Below are 19,738 nucleotides of genomic sequence, written 5' to 3'. Positions count from 1 at the left end.
CTGACCCGACCTGGGAAAGACCGAAGGCCGTAAGCCCGCCGGTTTCGGCGTGGGTTACGGCCTTCGTGCTGCGCACGTGCAGTGTTCGTGCGGCGAACGGGCCTCAGTGGCGCGGGCGCCGGAACCACTCGGCGGTCGCGCTCTTGGACGCGAACACGACCAGCAGGATCGCCACGATGAACGTGATGATGCCGACCGGGATCGTGAAGATGCCGCTGATGATGGCGAACGCGCCGTAGACGATGGAGCAGACGCGGACGCCGTTCTCACCGCTGGCGTACTTCAGCGCCAGCACCAGGCCGAGCGCGGCGAACACCAGGGCGAGCACCATGAAGAAGCCGATGACGCCCTTGCCGAGGTTGGCGAAGGTCTGGGCGTCGGAGCTGCTGAGCCCGGAGTTGTCCGTGGCGTCGTCGAACTTCGACAGCGTGTAGGCGTAGATGCCGGAGACGATGACCTGGCAGACGACGATCACGTACAGGAAGATGCGGGCCGCCTTGGTGATGCCCGGCATCTCCGTGGGGCCGCCCGCGTAGCCGCCGCCGTACGGCGCGGCCGGCGGCGCCTGCGGGTAGCCGTAACCTGGCTGACCCTGGGGCTGGGGCTGACCCTGCGGGTAGCCGTAGCCCGGCTGGCCGCCCTGCTGCTGGCCGTACGGGTTGTTCGGGTCGCCGAAGCTCATGGCGGGATTCCTCCGTTGAAAGTGCGGGGACGATGCGGTCCGAGCGGAGGAACGTCACGAGATCAGCGGTTTGGCCCCCCAACACTGCCGCGGTACTGCGCGGCTCATCGTCGTATTAACGTCGACTTTTTGTCCAGTCGGGATCCGTATGTGTTGTGCAAGTGCAACCTCCCCTTCTGTTTGCCGGGGGGCGAGAGGTGCCGGAACGGGGCCGAATTGGAACCGGGGCGGGTCCATCCGCGAGGATGGGTGCATGACTGCCCAGATTCTCGATGGCAAGGCCACCGCAGCCGCGATCAAGTCCGACCTGACCGCCCGCGTGGCGGCCCTCACCGATCGGGGCATCACCCCCGGCCTCGGGACGCTGCTCGTCGGGGACGACCCCGGCAGCCGGTGGTACGTCAACGGCAAGCACCGCGACTGCGCGCAGGTCGGCATCGCCTCGATCCAGCGCGAACTGCCGGACACCGCTTCGCAGGACGAGATCGAAGCGGTCGTCCGCGAGCTCAACGACAACCCCGAGTGCACCGGCTACATCGTCCAACTCCCGCTGCCCAAGCACATCGACACCAACAAGGTGCTCGAGCTGATGGACCCGGCCAAGGACGCGGACGGGCTGCACCCGATGAGCCTCGGGCGGCTGGTGCTGGGCATCGAGGGGCCGCTGCCGTGCACACCGAACGGCATCATCCAGCTGCTCCGCCACCACGGCGTCGAGATCAAGGGCGCGCACATCGTGGTCCTGGGCCGGGGCATCACGGTGGGGCGCTCCCTGCCGCTGCTGCTGACCCGCAAGTCCGAGAACGCGACGGTGACGCAGTGCCACACCGGTACGCGTGATCTGTCCATGCATCTGAGGCAGGCCGACATCATCGTGTCGGCGGCCGGTGTGCAGCACATCATCAAGCCCGAGGACGTCAAGCCGGGGGCCGCGGTCCTCGACGTCGGCGTCAGCCGTGACGCGGACGGCAAGATCGCCGGAGACGTCCACCCGGGCGTCGCGGAGGTCGCGGGCTGGATCTCGCCGAACCCCGGCGGCGTCGGCCCGATGACCCGCGCGCAGCTGCTGGTCAACGTGGTCGAGGCGGCCGAGCGCGCGGCTCTCGATGCGAAGGGCTGAGCCCATGGGCGTACGCACGAACGACGAGTCCGAGCAGGCGGGCGGCGGGGCGGGCGCGGCCCCCGGGCCCGGGCCGGACCGCGCGGAAGAGCCTGCACCGGACGTGGCGGCCGCGGCTGTCCTGTCGAACGCGGTCCACCCCCGTCCCACGTCTGAGGACCCCGAAGGCGATACGGGTACGGACGCCGATACGGGAACGGGTGCCGGCGACCCCGACCCCGCCCCCAAAGCCCCCTCCCGGCGGCCGCCGTCCCTCACGCGGGACACCGCCCGGCCCGAAGGCGGGGGGCGGGCCGCGTCCGGGGATGCCTCGGCGCCGGCGCGGCAGTGGCCCCTGCTCACCGTTCTTGCCCTGGCCGGGCTCGGGCTCGTCATCGTCGGCACCGACGCATTCGCCGACGCCTTCCGTGTCGGCACGATCCTCATCGGTGTAGCCCTGCTCACCGGCGCCGTCATGCGACGGACTCTGCCCTCCGTCGGGATGCTCGCCGTGCGCTCCCGCTTCACCGACATGGTCACGTACGGACTGCTCGGCACTCTGATCGTGCTGATCGCGCTCGTGACCCAGCCGAAGCCCTGGCTGGACGTCCCGTTCCTGGAGGACGCCGTCCACTTCACTGTGCGTTAGCAGGCGCTCACGTCGAGTACCTTGATGTCGGGATCCATCGACGCGTGAGAGGGACGTTCCACCTCATGGCCAAGATCAAGGTAGCCAACCCGGTCGTCGAGCTCGACGGCGACGAGATGACCCGCATCATCTGGTCCTTCATCAAGGACAAACTGATCCTCCCGTACCTCGATGTCGAGCTGAAATACTTCGACCTGGGCATGGAGCACCGCGACGCCACCAACGACCAGGTGACCGTCGACGCCGCCAACGCCATCAAGGAGTACGGCGTCGGCGTGAAGTGCGCGACCATCACGCCGGACGAGGCGCGGGTCGAGGAGTTCAACCTCAAGGCGATGTACCGCTCGCCGAACGGCACGATCCGCAACATCCTCGGCGGCGTGATCTTCCGCGAGCCGATCATCATGGAGAACGTGCCGCGGCTCGTGCCGGGCTGGACCAAGCCGATCGTCGTCGGCCGTCACGCCTTCGGCGACCAGTACCGCGCCACCGACCTGAAGGTCCCGGGCCCGGGCACCCTCACCATGACCTTCACCCCGAAGGACGGCTCCGAGCCGATCGAGCTGGAGGTCCACGAATTCCCGGGCCCCGGTGTCGCGCTCGGTATGTACAACCACGACGACTCGATCCGCGACTTCGCACGCGCCTCGTTCCGCTACGGCCTGGCCCGCGACTTCCCCGTCTACATGTCCACGAAGAACACGATCCTCAAGAAGTACGACGGCCGCTTCAAGGACATCTTCCAGGAGATCTTCGACGCCGAGTTCAAGACCGACTTCGACAAGGCCGGTCTGACCTACGAGCACCGCCTGATCGACGACATGGTCGCCGCGGCACTCAAGTGGGAGGGCGGCTACGTCTGGGCCTGCAAGAACTACGACGGCGACGTCCAGTCCGACATCGTCGCGCAGGGCTTCGGCTCGCTCGGCCTGATGACCTCGGTCCTCATGTCTCCCGACGGCAAGACCGTGGAGGCCGAGGCCGCGCACGGCACGGTCACCCGCCACTACCGCCAGCACCAGCAGGGCAGGGCGACATCGACCAACCCGATCGCGTCGATCTTCGCCTGGACCCGCGGTCTCGCCCACCGCGGCAAGCTGGACGGCACTCCCGAGGTCACCAGGTTCGCGGAGACCCTGGAGCAGGTCTGCATCGAGACCGTCGAGAGCGGCAGGATGACGAAGGACCTGGCGCTGCTGATCTCCAAGGACGCCCCGTGGCAGACCACGGAGCAGTTCCTGGACGTGCTCGACGCCAATCTGCAGAAGAAGATGGCCGCAGGCTGAGGCCGCGGCCGCGGGACACGGACCGACGGCGCCCGTCCACCCTCCGAGGGGTGGACGGGCGCTTCCCTGTCCGCGTCTGCCCGAGCCTCAGCAGAGGGGGTTCTTCAGCGCGCTCCAGGTCTTCGGGCCGACGATGCCGTCGACGGGCATGTTGCAGATGTCCTTGATCCGGCCCTGGAACTCGCGGACCGCCCTGTCGGTGGTCGGGCCGAAGTCCCCGTCGACCCCGGCGGGGCCGATGTCGACGTTCCACGTCTTCAGCAGACACTGCGCCTGCCTGACGGCCGCGCCCTTGGAGCCGCGCCTGATCGTCGGCTGGGCGTCGGTGTAGTTGCAGCCGCGTGAGCCGGTGATGCTCACGCCGCCGGTGTCCGCGGCGCCGGCGGCCGAGGGCATGAGGGCGATGCCGCTGCCGAGTGCGGCGGCGGCGACGAAGAGTGCGATGCGCTTACGAGCCTTCATGGTGCGTTTCCCCTCCAGAAGTACGAGGCGGCGCGGAATGTGCCGCGCCGCCTGCCGTGCGGCAACGACTGTGCTGCGCCAAGTTCGCCTGCTTCCAGGGGCAGTCGCCGTCCTGGGGAAGCGCGGGACGTCCCACGCGCCGACCTGCTGGGACGCCGTGTCCCGTGCGGCGTACGTGGGACACCCGGCGGGGCACCGGCGGTGGAGGGAACGCGCCAAGGCACCGCAAGGCCGCAACCCGGATCTGCGAGAGTTCGTCTTGCGGGTCGAAGGAGGCGCGAGCGCCTCGGGGGGATTGCTGACGCGTACGGGGACACGTCATGTCGCGTTGGAAAGAGCTGCCTTCGTCGCTGGACGAACGAGAACATCAACTCGTTGTACAGCTACGTCGGTTGAAGGATCACAGTGGACTGAGTCTGGCCGCGCTCGCGGCGCGGACCAGTTACAGCCGCTCCTCGTGGGAGCGGTATCTCAACGGGAAGAAGCCCGCGCCGCGTGATGCGGTGGAGGAGCTGGCGCGGGTGTGCCAGGTCGAGCCGACGCGGCTGCTCGTCCTGTGGGACGTCGCCGAACGGGAGAGAGGGTTCGGGCCGCCCGAACCGTCAACTCCCGAATCGCGGGCTCCCGAATCATCGACTCCCGTGCCGGACACGGCCGGTGTGCCGCCCGAAGCGAGTGAGGCGATTGCGGACGCGCGTTCCGTGCGCACGGTGCCGGTGCGGCGGATGCTCGCCGTCTCGGCCGCCGCGGTGCTTGTCGCCTTCGGAGCCGGGCTGTTCACCGGAGGCGCCTGGGGGCAGTCGCGAGGCCCGGTCATGGACGCCGCCCCGGCCGCGGATTCCGGATACCGGCCGGGACGTACGTACCCCTGCCGGATCGAACGCGAGGAAGGCGGCCTGCGAGCCGGACACAGCACCGCACGCGAGATCCTGCTCGACGCCAACAGCTCCGGCTGGGACGTGGTGGAGGCCCAATGCCTGCTGGACTGGCACGGGTTCAACCCCGGGGACGTCGACGGGGTGTACGGCGAGCGCACGAAGGGGGCCGTGGTGTCCTTCCAGAAGCGGCGCGGCCTGGACGCCGACGGCGTCGTGGGGCCGGACACCTGGGGGGAGCTACGCCGGTGAGTGGCAGTCAACTCGCTGCAGAATTACGGGAGTTACGGAAGCGCACGCAGCTGAGTCTGGCCGGTCTTGCCGCTCGTACCCCGTACAGTAAATCGTCGTGGGAGCGCTACCTCAACGGGAAGAAGCCCGTGCCCCGGCAGGCGGTTGAGGCGCTGTGCGCGCTCGCGGGCGAGCCTTCAGGACGGCTGCTGGCGCTCTGGGAACTGGCGGACGCGGTGTGGAGCGGCCGCGCCCGTTCGGCCGCCGCACGTGACGCGAAGCCTCCCGTGGAGGAGCCCCGTGAGGAACGGCCGGCGGCGCCGCGCGGCCCCCGGCAGTGGCCCGCGGCACCCGGCGTACTCGCCGCGGCCGCCGTCGCCCTCGCCGCCGCTCTGGGACTGCTCATGGGCCGGGGCACCACACCGGTCGAGCGGCATGCCGACCCGCCTCCGTCCCGGGCCGGGTGCCGCGGACCGGAGTGCGAGGGCAAGGACCCGGCGCGCATGGGCTGCGGCGGCTCGGGGATGGCGACGACACCTGTGGCCGGGACGGCATCCGGCGGGCAGCGTCTGGAGATCCGCTACGGCGGCCCCTGCCGCGCGGTGTGGGCGGGGGCGACCGGTCTGCGGGAGGGGGACCGGGTCGTACTCACTCTGCGGGGCGGCCACGCGCAGGAGTTGACGGCGGACGGCCCGCGAGGCACCGGGCGCTATCGCGCGACCCCGATGGCCGCGGCCGATGATCCGGCGGGGGCGCGTGTCTGTCTGGAACCGGCGTCCGGTGGCGTGCGGGAGTGCTTCGGCTGAACCCGGCCCCACCCGTAAGCCCATAAGTGACCTGCCCGTAAACGCCGACAGCGCCCGTCCTCTCCCCCGAGGGAGGACGGGCGCCGTCGTGTTTCAAGAGTCATGGACGCGCCAAGCAGGGACAAGGGAGGCCAGGGGCCTGTGGCACGGAAGTGACCGTTCCGCCACGGTGTGATCGTTCCGCTACGGGTGGGAGACTGGGGCGGCAGCCGGGGCGGGGCGCACAACGGGGCGCGCCATCCGTCCCGAATGCTCCCGTGCACACCGATATCAGGAACTGACATCCTGGCCCTGCGCATCCCACTGGGTAGTCCGGTACACGGACTCCCGGGGGACACCGCAGGGGGTCAGGACAGCGCGGGGCACATCAGGCACGTTCGGGGGACAAGGGGGGAAGCACATGCCTCGTTGGAAGGCACTGCCGGAGGAGCTGGACCCGCAGGTCAGGGAATTCACCAGCCAGCTGCGCCGGCTGGTCGACCGCAGCGGGCTCGGTATCGCCGCGGTGGCGGACCGCACCGGATACAGCAAGACGTCCTGGGAGCGGTATCTGAACGGGCGGCTGCTCGCGCCCAAGGGCGCGATCGTCGCGCTGGCCGAGGTGACCGGCACGAACCAGATGCATCTGACCACCATGTGGGAGCTCGCGGAGCGCGCCTGGAGCCGGGCCGAGATGCGCCACGACATGACGATGGAGGCGATACGGATCTCCCAGGCGCGGGCTGCGCTGGGGGAGTTCGGGCCTGCCCCGGCGGGCACCGCGACCGGCCGCCCGGGCGGCCGCACGGCCGCGCCCGCGGACCCGGGCGTTGGCCGCCGGGACCCGGAGCCGCAAAGTCCGTCATACGTACCGACGCAGAGCGCATCGGGCGGCCTTGGCGGACCGGGCTACCAGGGCCCGTCGGCCGTGGCGGGATCCATACCCTCCGTACCGCCCTCCGCCCCGTCCCCCGACCAGGGACGCGGCAAGCGCAAGGTCGCCATGTTCCTGGCCGGTCTCGTCGGGGCGCTGCTGGTGATCGCCGCGGCCGTGCTCCTGACCGACCTGGGCGGGGACGGCGACAACAAGCCCGTAGCCAAGTCCCCCTCCGAATCCCCGGCCACCAGCAGCCCGCCGCTGCCCGCCGGGGTGAAGTGCAGCGGCAAGGACTGCACGGGCCAGGACCCGGAGGCGATGGGCTGCGGCGGCGCACTCGCCAAGACCGTCTCGTCCGCGACCGTGGGCAACGCGTTCGTCGAGGTCCGCTACAGCAAGACATGCCAGGCGGCCTGGGCCCGTATCACCAGGGCGACGCCCGGCGACACGGTGCAGATCAGCGAGGGTGGCAAGGGCGCGCAGAACGGCCTCGTGAATGCCGACAACGACGCGTACACGCCGATGACCGCGGTGACCGCGCCGGCCGATGCCAAGGCCTGCGCGACGCTCACGACAGGCGTCAAGGGCTGCACCACGCCGCAGTGATCCGTGCCACAAGGGGGCGTAGGTTGGCAGGGTCCGGGGTCGGATAGCCTGACCGCTGGATATCTCTTCATGTCGAGACACCGATCGATCATGGGAGATGTCCAGCACCAGGGGCAGGGACCCCTACCGCCAGCTGTCTTACGGAGATCGCCATGACCCGCACTCCCGTCAACGTCACCGTGACCGGCGCGGCCGGCCAGATCGGCTACGCGCTGCTCTTCCGCATCGCCTCCGGCCACCTGCTCGGCGCGGATGTGCCGGTCAAGCTGCGTCTGCTCGAAATCCCGCAGGGCCTGAAGGCCGCCGAGGGCACCGCGATGGAGCTCGACGACTGCGCCTTCCCGCTGCTGCGCGGGATCGAGATCACCGACGACCCGAACGTCGCGTTCGACGGCGCCAACGTGGCCCTGCTCGTCGGCGCCCGTCCGCGGACGAAGGGCATGGAGCGCGGCGACCTCCTCTCCGCCAACGGCGGCATCTTCAAGCCGCAGGGCAAGGCCATCAACGACAACGCCGCGGATGACATCAAGGTCCTGGTCGTCGGCAACCCGGCCAACACCAACGCGCTCATCGCGCAGGCCGCGGCCCCGGACGTACCGGCCGAGCGCTTCACCGCGATGACCCGCCTCGACCACAACCGCGCGCTGTCGCAGCTGTCGAAGAAGACCGGCGCCCCGGTCTCCGACATCAAGCGCCTCACCATCTGGGGCAACCACTCGGCGACCCAGTACCCGGACATCTTCCACGCGACGGTGGCCGGCAAGAACGCCGCCGAGGTCGTCAGCGACGAGAAGTGGCTGGCCGAGGAGTTCATCCCGACCGTCGCCAAGCGCGGCGCCGCGATCATCGAGGCCCGCGGCGCGTCCTCCGCCGCCTCGGCCGCGAACGCCGCGATCGACCACGTCCACACCTGGGTCAACGGCACGGCGGACGGCGACTGGACCTCGATGGGCATCCCGTCGGACGGCTCCTACGGCGTCCCGGAGGGCCTGATCTCGTCCTTCCCGGTCACCACGAAGAACGGCACGTACGAGATCGTCCAGGGCCTGGACATCAACGACTTCTCGCGTGCGCGCATCGACGCGTCGGTGAAGGAGCTGGAGGAGGAGCGCGCGGCGGTCCGCGAGCTCGGCCTCATCTGATCCGTCTCCGTACGGGTGATCCGTCTCCGTACGGGCTCGAATGCCCCCGGCAGCCGCAAGGCCGCCGGGGGCTGTTCCGTTTCCGAGGGAACTGCGCGCGGGGTCCGGTGAGTCTGGGCTGTCATGCGCGTGACGATGATTCTTCCCGCCCTGACCGAAGCGACCAGCCCGCTCTTCCGTCCCATCAAGTACTCGCTCTTCCCGCCGCTCGGGCTCGCGACCCTCGCCGGGTATCTCGGTCCGGACGACGAGGTGACGCTGTACGACGAGCATGTGGAGCGGATCGACATCGAGTCGCTCGACAGTCCTGATCTGCTGGTCCTCCAGCCGTACATCACGTCAGCACGGCGCAGCTATGAGATAGCCGATCACTTCCGGGCCCGGGGCGTGCATGTGGCCATGGGCGGTCTGCACGTCACCTCGCTGCCGGAGGAGGCCGCGCAGCACGCCGACACGATCTTCACCGGGCCGGGCGAGGACACCTGGCCGCTCTTCCTGAAGGAGTTCCGGGACGGACTGCCGGGTCGCCGTTACGACTCCAAGCAGCGCACGCTGGCCGGGCTGCCTCCCGTACGACGGGACTTGATCAAGCGTCACCTCTATCTCGTCCCCAACTCGATCGTCGTCTCGCGGGGCTGCCCGCACCACTGCGACTTCTGCTACAAGGACGCCTTCTTCGAGGGCGGCAAGTCCTTCTACACGCAGGCCGTCGACGACGCCCTGGCCGAGATCGACCGGCTTCCCGGCCGTCACCTCTACTTCCTGGACGACCATCTGCTGGGCAACCGCCGTTTCGCCGAGGCCCTGTTCGACGGGATGGCCGGGACGGGGCGGCTGTGGCAGGCGGCCGGGACGGTGAAGTCGGTGCTCCAGCCCGGCCTGCTGGAGCGGGCCGTGGAGGCGGGGCTGCGCAGCCTGTTCGTGGGGTTCGAGACGGTCAACGCGGCCAACCTCGCCGAGCGGCGGAAGGACCAGAACATCGGCAAGGACTACTCGGCCGCCGTGCGCCGGCTGCACGACGCGGGTGTCATGGTGAACGCCAGCTTCGTCTTCGGCCTCGACCACGACGGGCCCGACGTCTTCGACCGCACGGTGGAGTGGGCCGTCGAGCAGGGCATCGAGACGGCCACCTTCCACATCATGACGCCGTACCCGTCCACTGGTCTTTGGAAGCAGATGGAGGCGGAGGACCGGATCGTGCACCGGGACTGGGACCTCTATGACACCCGTCATGTGGTCTACCGGCCCAAGGGAATGACGCCGCGTCAGCTCGAGGACGGCTACTGGCGCGCCTACCGGGACTTCTACCGCTGGCGGAACATCTGGCGCGGCGCCGGAGCCCAGCCGGGTACCCATGAGCGGCTGCGGCATCTCGCGTACGCGGGCGGCTGGAAGAAGTTCGAGCCCGCGTGGGACGCGCTGATCCGCAGCCGCCGGGTGGTGCGTGCGATGCCGATGCTGGAGCGGACGCTCGCGGCGTTCGGAGGCAGGCAGCCGCAGTGACGTACAGGTGTCAGTCACCTGCCGCGGGCGAGTGGACGACGGCGAAGGGTGCGCCGAAGGGATCGGCGAGGGCGCCCAGGCGGCCGACGCCCGGGGCGTCGACGGGAGGCACGAGCACCGAACCGCCGTTCTCCTCCGTGTCCCTCGCCACCGCATCCGGGTCGGCCACCTCGAAGTACGGCAGCCAACGCGGCTTCTGGCCCTCCACCTGGAGCGGCGCGATACCGCCGAAGGCAGCCGCGCCCTGGTCGCCCTCGGCGGTGGAGAGAATGCTGTACGCCATGCCGAGCAAGGTCACCTCCTCTCTGCGCCAGCCGAACAGGTCGCCGTAGAAGGCCGCGGCTGTCGCCGGATCCGGCGAGAAGAGCTCAGCCCAGGTCAACGTGCCCTCCTCGGTGACCGCCTCCAGGCCCTGGAGTGCCGCGGGCTGCCAGACCGCGAACTCCGCGCCGAACGGATCCGTGAGGCAGGCCGTCCGCCCCGCCTCCATGACGTCGAATGCCCCGGCCCGCACCCTCCCGCCGCCCAGCTCGGTGGCCCTGGCCGTGGCATCGGCGTCGGCGGTCCGGAAGTACACGGTCCATGCCCCGCTCGCCCCCTCCTCGGTGAGCGGGCCGATGGCCCCGACGGTACGGCCGTCTTTGTGGAGGACGCCGTAACCGCCCGCGTCCGGGCCCGCCGGCCGGAAGGTCCAGCCGAACACCGCTCCGTAGAAGGCGGCGGACGCCTCCGTGTCGGGGCTGCCGAGGTCGAGCCAGCAGGGAGAGCCGGTCACATAGCCGGTGGTGATCACGGTCGGGTGCTCCTTCGCATCGGTCGACCACTGGGCGGGACGGTACGCGAGCAGGTGTGAGGGCCGGTGGATCGCGCCGACGAGTGGCCGGTAACCGCCGCGTAGGCGTCGAATAAGTGACACGGGCCACTTCCGGCCACCCATTGCGCATGGTTTCCACCCCCAGGGGCAGGCGCCCCGTCCGCTGGTCCTTACCGGCGATGTACATATCGGGAACGGAAGGCCAAACGCGACGTGTCGGCACAACAGACCATCCACGTGGGCGGAGAGTGGCGTGCAGCCGCCTCCGGCGCCGCGCGCGAGATACTCGACCCCGCTGACGCGACCGTGTTCGCAGTCGTGGCGGAGGGCGGGGCCGAGGACGCGGACGCCGCGATCGCCGCCGCGCGTGCCGCCTTCGACGAGGGCGAATGGCCCCGGACTCCGGTGGCCGAGCGGGCCGCCGTGCTGAGGCGCGTCGCGGATCTGCTGCAGCGGAACCGGGAAGCGCTCGGGGAGCTGGAGAGCCGGGACGCCGGGAAGACCGTCGAAGAGGGCCGCATCGACGTCGACTGCGTCAGCGACGCCTTCCGTTACTTCGCCGACCTCGTCATGAACGAGAGCGGTGGGCGGGTCGTCGATGCCGGGTCCCACGACATCCACAGCGTGGTCGTCCATGAGCCCGTCGGGGTCTGCGCGCTGATCACGCCGTGGAACTACCCGCTCCTACAAGCGAGTTGGAAGATCGCCCCGGCGCTGGCCGCGGGCAACACCTTTGTGATCAAGCCGAGTGAGATCACTCCGCTGACCACGGTCGAGCTGATCCAGCTGCTCGAAGAGGCGGGCCTGCCCGCCGGTGTGGCGAACATCGTGACCGGCGTGGGCGACACCGTCGGCGCCCGGCTCGCCGAGCATCCCGATGTGGATCTGGTGTCCTTCACCGGCGGGCTCGCCAGCGGTACGAAGGTCATGCGCGCCGCCGCCGACAGCGTCAAGAAGGTCGCCCTCGAACTTGGCGGCAAGAACCCCAATGTCGTGTTCGCAGACGCCTGCGAAAGCGACGACGGCTTCGACACCGCCGTCGATCAGGCACTGAATGCCGCCTTCATCCACAGCGGGCAGGTCTGCTCCGCCGGATCCAGGCTCATCATCGAGGAATCCCTGCGCGAGCGCTTCGTCGGCGAACTCGCCCGGCGCGCCGAAAAGATCCGCCTCGGGCGCGGCACCGACGAGGGCGTCGAGTGCGGGCCCCTCGTATCCGCGCAGCAGCTCGCCAGGACCGAGGACTACGTCGCGTCCGCCCTCGCCGAGGGCGCGGTGCTGCGGGCCGGTGGGCAGCGGCCCGGCGGGGACGGGTACGAGGAGGGGTACTTCTACCGCCCCACCGTCCTCGACCAGTGCCACCGCGGCATGCGCGTCGTACGCGAAGAGGTCTTCGGGCCCGTCCTGACCGTCGAGACCTTCCGCACCGAGGACGAGGCCGTCGCCCTCGCCAACGACACCGAGTACGGGCTCGCCGGCGCGGTGTGGACCACCGACCCGGGGCGGGCGCGGCGGGTCGCCGGGCGGCTGCGGCACGGGACCGTCTGGATCAACGACTTCCACCCCTACCTCCCGCAGGCGGAGTGGGGCGGCTTCGGGAAGAGCGGCATCGGGCGCGAGCTGGGTCCCGCCGGTCTCGCCGAGTACCGCGAGGCCAAGCACATCTACCAGAACCTCGCCCCGCGCCCCGTGCGCTGGTTCTCGGGCTGAGGCAGGAGAACGAGCAACATGACCACGTACGACTATGTCGTCGTCGGGGGCGGCACGGCCGGATCGGTGATCGCATCCCGGCTCACCGAGAACCCCGACGTCACCGTCGCCCTCATCGAGGGCGGTCCGAGTGATGTCGGCCGGGACGACGTCCTGACCCTGCGGCGCTGGATGGGGCTGCTGGGCGGCGAACTCGACTACGACTACCCCACCACCGAGCAGCCCCGTGGCAACTCCCACATCCGGCACAGCCGCGCCCGGGTGCTCGGCGGCTGTTCCTCCCACAACACCCTCATCGCCTTCAGGCCGCTGCCGTCCGACTGGGACGAGTGGGCGGCTGCCGGGGCCGAGGGCTGGGACGCGGCCGCGATGGACCCGTACTTCGACCGGCTGCGGAACAACATCGTGGCGGTCGACGAGGCGGACCGTAACGCCATTGCCCGCGACTTCGTCGACGCCGCCCAGGCCGCGCTCTCCGTCCCGCGCGTCGAGGGCTTCAACAAGAAGCCCTTCCACCAGGGCGTCGGCTTCTTCGATCTTGCCTACCACCCCGAGAACAACGAGCGGTCGTCGGCGTCCGTCGCGTATCTGCATCCGTTCCTGGACCGGCCGAACCTGCATATCGCCCTGGAGACCTGGGCGTACAAGCTGGATCTTGACGGGACACGGGCGACGGGAGTTCGCGTCCGTACGAAGGACGGCGAGGACCTGCTCGTCGAGGCGCGGCGCGAAGTCCTGGTCTGCGCGGGCGCGGTGGACACTCCGCGGCTGCTGCTGCACTCCGGCATCGGACCCCGCGCCGACCTGGAAGCGCTCGGCATCCCGGTCGTGCACGATCTGCCGGGCGTCGGCGAGAACCTGCTCGACCACCCGGAGTCGGTGATCGTCTGGGAGACGCACGGGCCGATCCCCGAGAACTCGGCGATGGACAGCGACGCGGGCCTGTTCGTACGGCGCGATCCGGACGCGCAGGGGCCCGACTTGATGTTCCACTTCTACCAAATACCGTTCACCGACAATCCTGAGCGGCTCGGCTACGAGCGGCCGGCGCACGGGGTGTCGATGACGCCGAACATCCCCAAGCCGCGCAGCCGCGGACGGCTGTATCTGACCAGCGCGGATCCGGATGTGAAGCCTGCGCTGGACTTCCGTTACTTCACGGACGAGGACGACTACGACGGACGGACCCTCGTCGACGGGATCAAGCTCGCCCGTGAGATCGCCAGTGCCCAGCCGCTGGCGGGCTGGCTGAAGCGGGAGGTCTGCCCGGGGCCGGAGGTCACCTCCGACGAGGCGATCGGCGAGTACGCGCGCAAGGTCGCGCACACCGTGTACCACCCCGCCGGCACCTGCCGCATGGGGGCCCCGGCCGATGAACTGGCCGTAGTGGCACCGGACTTGAAGATCCGGGGGCTCGACGGCATCCGCATCGCCGACGCGTCCGTCTTCCCGACGATGCCCGCCGTGAACCCGATGATCGGGGTCCTGATGGTGGGAGAGAAGTGCGCCGAGCTGCTTGCGGCGGCGTCCGACGAAAGGGGCTCCGCCCTATGACCGACATCAGCACCGGCCAGGAAGCCGGTATCGCGCTGGACAAGGACACCGCGGGACAGCCGCCGGTGTTCTCCGTACGCGACCTGTGGAAGGTCTTCGGGCCGAAGGCCGAACGCATCCCCGGCGACGCCGGACTCGGCGCGCTCGGCCCGGCCGAGCTGCGTGCCCGTACCGGATGCACCGCCGCCGTACGCGATGTCTCCTTCGATGTCCGCAAGGGCGAGGTCTTCGTCGTCATGGGCCTCTCCGGCTCCGGCAAGTCGACCCTCGTACGCTGTCTGACCCGGCTGATCGAGCCGACATCAGGGGCGATCGCCATCGACGGCGAGGACGTGCTCTCCATGGACACGGCGCGGCTGCGTGAACTGCGCCGCCACCGGGCGTCCATGGTCTTCCAGCACTTCGGACTGCTGCCGCACCGCTCGGTGCTCGACAACGTCGCGTACGGGCTCGAGATCCAGGGCCTCGGCAAGGCGGCACGGCGCGCGAAAGCCGCGGAGGTCGTCGCCAAGGTGGGGCTCGAAGGGCTTGAGCACCGCCGTCCCGGCCAGCTGTCCGGCGGTCAGCAGCAGCGTGTCGGGCTCGCCCGCGCGCTCGCCGTCGACCCCGAAGTGCTGCTCTTCGACGAGCCGTTCAGCGCGCTCGACCCGCTGATCCGGCGCGATATGCAGGAGGAGGTCATCAGGCTGCACCGCGAGGAGGGCCGGACGATGATCTTCATCACGCACGACCTGAGCGAGGCGCTGAAGCTGGGGGACCGTATCGCGCTGATGCGGGACGGGCGGATCGTGCAGCTGGGCACGCCGGAGGAGATCGTGGGCTCGCCCGCCGACGACTACGTACGGGACTTTGTCCGCGACGTGCCGCGCGAGCAGGTGATGACGGTGCGTACGGCGATGCGCCCGGCGGCGGACGCGGCCGAGGCCGAATCCGGCCCGGCGATCGCTCCCGAGGCGACGGTCTTCGAGGCGATCGAGGCGGTTGCGCGGAGCGGCGAGAGGGCGCGGGTGATGGAGGACGGCCGCTGCGTCGGCGTGGTCGACCACGCCGGTCTGCTCGACGTGGTGGCGGGCCTCGACCGGCGCGCCGATACGGACAAGGAAGTCGTCGCATGACGGCCGCCGTCACGGCTCCGGTCAAGGAAGCGCCCGTACTGCGCAACGTCCTGCTCAGCCGCGGCCGGCGCAAGGTCCTCGCCCTGGTCGTCGGCGCCCTCGTGCTCGTACCCCTCGGCATCGCCCTGTGGGGCAGCGGCAGTTGGCCCTCCGGGCTGACCGTCGATGTCTCCGGCCCGCTCGACGACGCCAACCAGTGGGTCATCGACAACCGCGACACCCACCCCCTCTTCCTCTACTTCCTGCTCCACTTCTCCAACACCGCCACCGACGCGGTCGACGTTGTCTACCGCTTCCTCGACGCCATGGGCTGGCTCGGCGTCCTGGTCGCCGGCGTGCTGTTCGCCTGGCGGGCCGCTGGGCTCGGGCGACGTGGGATCAAGGTGGCGGCGACTGCGTTCGGGGCGTTCGCCGTGTGCGGGCTGCTCGGGATGTGGGACGCCACGCTGATCACCATCGCGCTGATGGTGGTCTCCGTCGCGGTCGCCGCTCTGCTGGGCGTGCTGATCGGGCTCGCGGCCGGTCTTTCGGCGCGCGTCGACCGGGCGCTGCGGCCGGTGCTCGACACCATGCAGGTGCTGCCCGCGTTCGCGTATCTGCTGCCGTTCGTGCTGGTCTTCGGGACCGGCACGCCCGCCGCGCTGTTCTGCACGGTCATCTACGCCGCCCCGCCCATGGCCCGGCTCACGGCGCTCGGGCTGCGCGGCGCCGACCCGGCCGTGCTGGAGGCCTCCGCGTCGCTCGGCGCGAGCGGGTGGCAGCGACTGCGGACCGCGCGGCTGCCGCTCGCCCGTAAGCAGATGCTCCTCGGCCTGAACCAGACGATCATGATGGCGCTCTCGATGGTCGTCATCGCGGCCCTTGTCGGGGCCGGAGGCCTCGGCGAAGCGGTGTACTCGGCGCTGTCGACGGTCGACGTCGGCAAGGCGCTCGCCGCGGGTATCCCGATCGTGCTGATCGCGGTCTGGCTGGACCGTACGACAGCGGCGGCAGGCGACCGCATCGGCGAAAGCGCACCCGGCGGCGGGCTGCTGCACGGCCGGCCGGCCTGGGCGCTGGTGCTCGGGGGCGTCGTGGCCGCCGCGCTGGGGGGCCTCGCCATCGGCAAGGCATGGCCGGAGGGCTGGACGTACGACATCTCCACGCCCGTCAACAAGGCGCAGGAATGGATCACCGAGAACCTCACCTTCACCGAGGCCTGGTCGCGCGAGTTCACGCTCTGGATCCTCAACCCCCTGCGTGACGCCCTGACCTGGCTCCCGTGGTGGTCGCTCCTGCTGCTCGTCGCGGCCGTGGCCTGGCTGGTCGGCACCTGGGCGACCGCGCTCACCGCCACGCTGTCGATGGGCGCGATCGGCGTTCTCGGGGTGTGGGGGAAGTCGCTGGACACGCTCTCCCAGGTGCTCGCGGCGCTCGTCCTCACGCTGGTGCTCGGGGTGCTCGCGGGCATCTTCTGCGCCCGGGCCGGGCGGCTCGAACGCTGGCTGCGGCCGGTGCTCGACGCGATGCAGACGATGCCGCAGTTCGTGTATCTCATCCCGGTGGTCGCGCTGTTCGGTGTCACCCGCGCCTCGGCGATCATCGCGGCCGTCGTGTACGCGCTGCCCGCCGTCGTCCGTATCACCACCCAGGGCCTGCGCGAGGTCGACCCGGCCGCGCTGGAGGCCTCCCGCTCGCTGGGTGCGTCGACCCGCCAGCAACTCCTCCAGGTCCAGCTTCCCCTGGCCCGTCCCGCGCTCCAACTCGCCGTCAACCAGGGCGTCGTCCTGGTGCTCGCGGTGGTCGTCGTCGGCGGCCTGGTCGGCGGCGGGGCGCTCGGCTACGACGTCGTGAAGGGCCTCTCCCGGGGCGAGATGGGCCTAGGCATGACGGCAGGAGTCGCGATCGTCTGCCTCGGTCTCGTACTGGACCGGATCACGCAGCCCGCCGCCCGCAAGACCGACTGAACCCTTCCCTCCAGCAACAGGAGCACCATGCGCACCCTTCGTATATCCACTGCCGTCATCAGCGCCCTCGGCGTCCTCACTCTCAGCGCCTGCGGCGCTGCCGAGACCGGGAAGAAGGACGAGGTCGGCGGCGACAAGACCGTGAAGCTGACCGTGCCTTCGTGGGTCGGTGCCCAGGCCAATACGGCCGTCGCCGCCTACATCCTGAAGAAGGAGCTGGGCTACACCGTCAAGACCCAGCAGATGGGCGAGGTCCTCGCCTGGGACGCGCTCTCCAAGGGTGACGTGGACGCGATCATGGAGGACTGGGGTCACCCCAAGGAGGAGAAGCAGTACGTCACGACGAAGAAGACGGTCGTCAAGGGCGGCGACCTCGGCGTGACCGGACACATCGGCTGGTTCGTGCCGAAGTACTTCGCGGACAAGCACCCCGACGTCACGGACTACAAGAACCTCAACAAGTACGCCAAGGAGTTCAAGACCGGCGAGAGCGGTGACAAGGGCGAGATCCTTGAGGGCTCCCCGGACTATGTCACCAACGACGACGCCCTCATCAAGAACCTGAAGCTGGATCTGAAGACCAACTACTCGGGTTCCGAGGCCGCGCAGATCACCGCGATCAAGAAGTACGCGAAGGAGCAGAAGCCCTTCCTGACGTACTGGTGGACCCCGCAGTGGCTGAACGCGCAGGTCGACATGGTCGAGGTCAAGCTGCCGGAGTACAAGACGGGTTGTGACGCTGACCCGAAGAAGATCGCCTGCGCGTACCCGAACACCCCGCTGCAGAAGTACTTCAACGCGGACTTCGCCAAGAGCGGTGGCAAGGCGGCGGAGTTCCTGAAGAACTTCAAGTGGACGACCGAGCAGCAGAACGAGGTCGCGCTCATGATCGCGGGCGAGAAGATGTCGCCGGAGGCGGCGGCCGAGAAGTGGGTCAAGGCGAACGAGGCGACGTGGAAGGCGTGGCTTCCGAAGAAGTGACCCGTTCCGACCCGAGCTGACCCGTTCCGACCCGAGCTGACCCGAGCTGACCCGAGCGGCTCCCTGCGTGACGCGGACGGCATCGCCGATGCCGTCCGCGTCCCGCACGGGTCAGTGCGGCAGGTCCGCTCGCAGTTCCTCGGCGATCTTCCGTACCGCCGCCGTCGCCTTCCTCTGCAGACCCGGTCCGAAGGTGATTCGGGTCGCGCCCAGGCGGCCCAGTTCCGCGATCGGAGGGCTGCCCGGGAACGGGGCGACATTGATCGGGACGTCGATCTCCTTGCGCAGCAACGGGAGTTGCCCGGGCGGTGCCGCGATGGGGTAGACGCAGTCCGCGCCCGCAGCTGCATACAGGCGGGCCCGGGTGATCGCCTCCGCCGGGTCGCTGACTCCGCGCAGGAACGAGTCGACCCGGGCGTTGATGAAGAGCCGGTCGCCCGCCTCCGCGCGGACCTCGGCGAGCCAGTCGGCATGGCGCTGGGGGTCCTTGAGCGAATGCGTCGTGGAGTCGGAGTCCTCCAGATTGCAGCCGACGGCGCCCGAGCCGAGGATCCGGGCGACCAGCTCCTTCGGGGCCAGGCCGTAGCCGGCCTCGACATCGGCGGATACGGGGATGCTCACCACGCGGGTGATACGGGCGACGGCCGCGAACATCTCGTCGGCCGGAGTCTGCCCGTCCTCGTAGCCGAGGGACGCCGCGACTCCGGCGCTCGGGGTCGCCAGCGCCGGGAAGCCCGCGTCCGCGAAGGCGAGGGCGCTGGCCGCGTCCCACGGTCCCGGGAGGACGAGGGGATCGCCGGGAGCGCGGTCGTGGTGGAGGGAACGGAAGGTTTCAACGGTCATGTCGGATACCCCGTGGGATGCGAAGGCTGACGGGCCGGCGAGGCCCTGTGGTCAGTGTTTGTACTGGCCGGGCGTGTAGTGGCCGGGGACCATGCGCGCGCTCACGCCGAAGCGGTTCCATGCGTTGATGACGGCGATCGCCGAGATCAGCTGGGCGAGCTCCGTCTCGTCGAAGTGCTTGGCGGCCTTCTCGTACACCTCGTCCGGAACAAAGCCGTCGGTCAGCACGGTAACGGCCTCCGTCAGCTCGATCGCCGCGATCTCCTTCGCGGTGTAGAAGTGCTGCGACTCCTCCCACGCGCCGAGCTGGATGATCCGCTCCACGGACTCGCCCGCCGCGAGCGCGTCCTTGGTGTGCATGTCGAGGCAGAACGCGCAGTGGTTGATCTGTGAGGCGCGGATCTTGACCAGTTCGAGCAGGACCGGGTCGAGGCCCTGCCGGGCGGCCGCGTCCAGCTTGGCCATGGCCTTGTAGACCTCGGGGGCGAGCTTCGCCCAGGGCAGGCGGGGTGTGTGCTCGGGGGCGTAGGACTGGTTCTCGTTCGGCGTCATGCGGGCAAATCTAGTGGGGGTGTGGC

The 19,738-nt window shown here is 69.9% G+C and carries 18 protein-coding genes; 13 read left to right on the top strand and 5 right to left on the bottom strand.

The window, feature by feature from the left end; all coding sequences use genetic code 11:
• Positions 1–103: 103 nt before the first annotated feature.
• The gene (locus tag ABZS64_RS05830) at positions 104–682 is read right to left on the bottom strand and encodes a hypothetical protein (RefSeq protein ID WP_355823658.1); all 579 of its coding nucleotides are present in this window, start codon (positions 680–682) and stop codon (positions 104–106) included.
• A 253-nt stretch (positions 683–935) separates the two neighbouring features.
• On the opposite strand from ABZS64_RS05830, the gene ABZS64_RS05825 reads away from it, so the two are divergent.
• The 3 genes from ABZS64_RS05825 (at position 936) to ABZS64_RS05815 (ending at position 3,716) form a co-directional block, all read left to right on the top strand.
• Complete coding sequence (locus ABZS64_RS05825; RefSeq protein ID WP_355823656.1) at positions 936–1,802, top strand: bifunctional methylenetetrahydrofolate dehydrogenase/methenyltetrahydrofolate cyclohydrolase; 867 nt, start codon at positions 936–938, stop codon at positions 1,800–1,802.
• A gap of 4 nt (positions 1,803–1,806) precedes the next feature.
• On the top strand, positions 1,807–2,430 hold the full coding sequence (locus ABZS64_RS05820) for a DUF3017 domain-containing protein (protein WP_355823653.1): 624 nt from the start codon (positions 1,807–1,809) through the stop codon (positions 2,428–2,430).
• Between the two features lie 65 nt (positions 2,431–2,495).
• The gene (locus tag ABZS64_RS05815; RefSeq protein ID WP_355823650.1) at positions 2,496–3,716 is read left to right on the top strand and encodes an NADP-dependent isocitrate dehydrogenase; all 1,221 of its coding nucleotides are present in this window, start codon (positions 2,496–2,498) and stop codon (positions 3,714–3,716) included.
• 87 nt (positions 3,717–3,803) lie between these two features.
• Here ABZS64_RS05815 and ABZS64_RS05810 read toward each other — a convergent pair whose 3' ends face one another.
• Positions 3,804–4,178 carry a peptidoglycan-binding domain-containing protein gene (locus tag ABZS64_RS05810; protein WP_355823647.1) on the bottom strand — a complete coding sequence of 125 codons (375 nt, stop codon included), beginning with the start codon at positions 4,176–4,178 and terminating at the stop codon, positions 3,804–3,806.
• A gap of 320 nt (positions 4,179–4,498) precedes the next feature.
• Here ABZS64_RS05810 and ABZS64_RS05805 point away from each other — a divergent pair, with 320 nt between their 5' ends.
• From ABZS64_RS05805 to ABZS64_RS05785, 5 genes are all read left to right on the top strand, one after another.
• Positions 4,499–5,305, top strand: a complete 807-nt coding sequence (locus ABZS64_RS05805; RefSeq protein ID WP_355823644.1) for a peptidoglycan-binding protein — start codon at positions 4,499–4,501, stop codon at positions 5,303–5,305.
• A complete protein-coding gene (locus ABZS64_RS05800; protein ID WP_355823641.1) occupies positions 5,302–6,090 on the top strand; it encodes a helix-turn-helix domain-containing protein in 789 nt (262 codons plus the stop codon). The genes ABZS64_RS05805 and ABZS64_RS05800 overlap by 4 nt, the downstream gene beginning before the upstream one ends.
• Positions 6,091–6,490: 400 nt before the next feature.
• A complete protein-coding gene (locus tag ABZS64_RS05795; RefSeq protein WP_355823638.1) occupies positions 6,491–7,552 on the top strand; it encodes a DUF2690 domain-containing protein in 1,062 nt (353 codons plus the stop codon).
• Between the two features lie 152 nt (positions 7,553–7,704).
• Positions 7,705–8,694 (top strand): malate dehydrogenase, encoded by a 990-nt coding sequence (locus ABZS64_RS05790; protein ID WP_355823635.1) that lies wholly within the window; start codon positions 7,705–7,707, stop codon positions 8,692–8,694.
• Positions 8,695–8,817: 123 nt separating this feature from the next.
• Complete coding sequence (locus ABZS64_RS05785) at positions 8,818–10,197, top strand: radical SAM protein (protein ID WP_355823632.1); 1,380 nt, start codon at positions 8,818–8,820, stop codon at positions 10,195–10,197.
• A gap of 10 nt (positions 10,198–10,207) precedes the next feature.
• On the opposite strand, the gene ABZS64_RS05780 is transcribed toward ABZS64_RS05785, so the two are convergent.
• Positions 10,208–11,113: a VOC family protein gene (locus ABZS64_RS05780; RefSeq protein ID WP_355823629.1), complete on the bottom strand. Its 906-nt coding sequence runs from the start codon at positions 11,111–11,113 to the stop codon at positions 10,208–10,210.
• A 111-nt stretch (positions 11,114–11,224) separates the two neighbouring features.
• Here ABZS64_RS05780 and ABZS64_RS05775 point away from each other — a divergent pair, with 111 nt between their 5' ends.
• The 5 genes from ABZS64_RS05775 to ABZS64_RS05755 are packed head-to-tail and all read left to right on the top strand — an operon-like array spanning position 11,225 to position 18,317.
• A complete protein-coding gene (locus ABZS64_RS05775; RefSeq protein ID WP_355823627.1) occupies positions 11,225–12,721 on the top strand; it encodes an aldehyde dehydrogenase family protein in 1,497 nt (498 codons plus the stop codon).
• Between the two features lie 18 nt (positions 12,722–12,739).
• Positions 12,740–14,275, top strand: coding sequence for a GMC oxidoreductase (locus ABZS64_RS05770; RefSeq protein WP_355823624.1), 1,536 nt, complete (start codon positions 12,740–12,742; stop codon positions 14,273–14,275).
• A complete protein-coding gene (locus ABZS64_RS05765) occupies positions 14,272–15,390 on the top strand; it encodes a glycine betaine/L-proline ABC transporter ATP-binding protein (protein ID WP_355823621.1) in 1,119 nt (372 codons plus the stop codon). Before ABZS64_RS05770 ends, ABZS64_RS05765 begins: the two co-directional genes overlap by 4 nt.
• Positions 15,387–17,336, top strand: a complete 1,950-nt coding sequence (locus ABZS64_RS05760; RefSeq protein WP_355823618.1) for an ABC transporter permease subunit — start codon at positions 15,387–15,389, stop codon at positions 17,334–17,336. The genes ABZS64_RS05765 and ABZS64_RS05760 overlap by 4 nt, the downstream gene beginning before the upstream one ends.
• Before the next feature lie 27 nt (positions 17,337–17,363).
• Positions 17,364–18,317: an ABC transporter substrate-binding protein gene (locus tag ABZS64_RS05755; protein WP_355823615.1), complete on the top strand. Its 954-nt coding sequence runs from the start codon at positions 17,364–17,366 to the stop codon at positions 18,315–18,317.
• A gap of 111 nt (positions 18,318–18,428) precedes the next feature.
• Here the strand turns inward: ABZS64_RS05755 and ABZS64_RS05750 are convergent, their stop codons facing one another.
• Positions 18,429–19,160 (bottom strand): isocitrate lyase/phosphoenolpyruvate mutase family protein, encoded by a 732-nt coding sequence (locus tag ABZS64_RS05750; RefSeq protein WP_355823613.1) that lies wholly within the window; start codon positions 19,158–19,160, stop codon positions 18,429–18,431.
• Between the two features lie 51 nt (positions 19,161–19,211).
• Positions 19,212–19,712: a carboxymuconolactone decarboxylase family protein gene (locus ABZS64_RS05745; RefSeq protein WP_355823610.1), complete on the bottom strand. Its 501-nt coding sequence runs from the start codon at positions 19,710–19,712 to the stop codon at positions 19,212–19,214.
• Positions 19,713–19,738: the final 26 nt, after the last annotated feature.

Source organism: Streptomyces sp. NPDC005408 (assembly GCF_040606445.1).
Lineage (GTDB): Bacteria > Actinomycetota > Actinomycetes > Streptomycetales > Streptomycetaceae > Streptomyces.
This window is presented reverse-complemented; position numbering and strand designations above follow the sequence as displayed.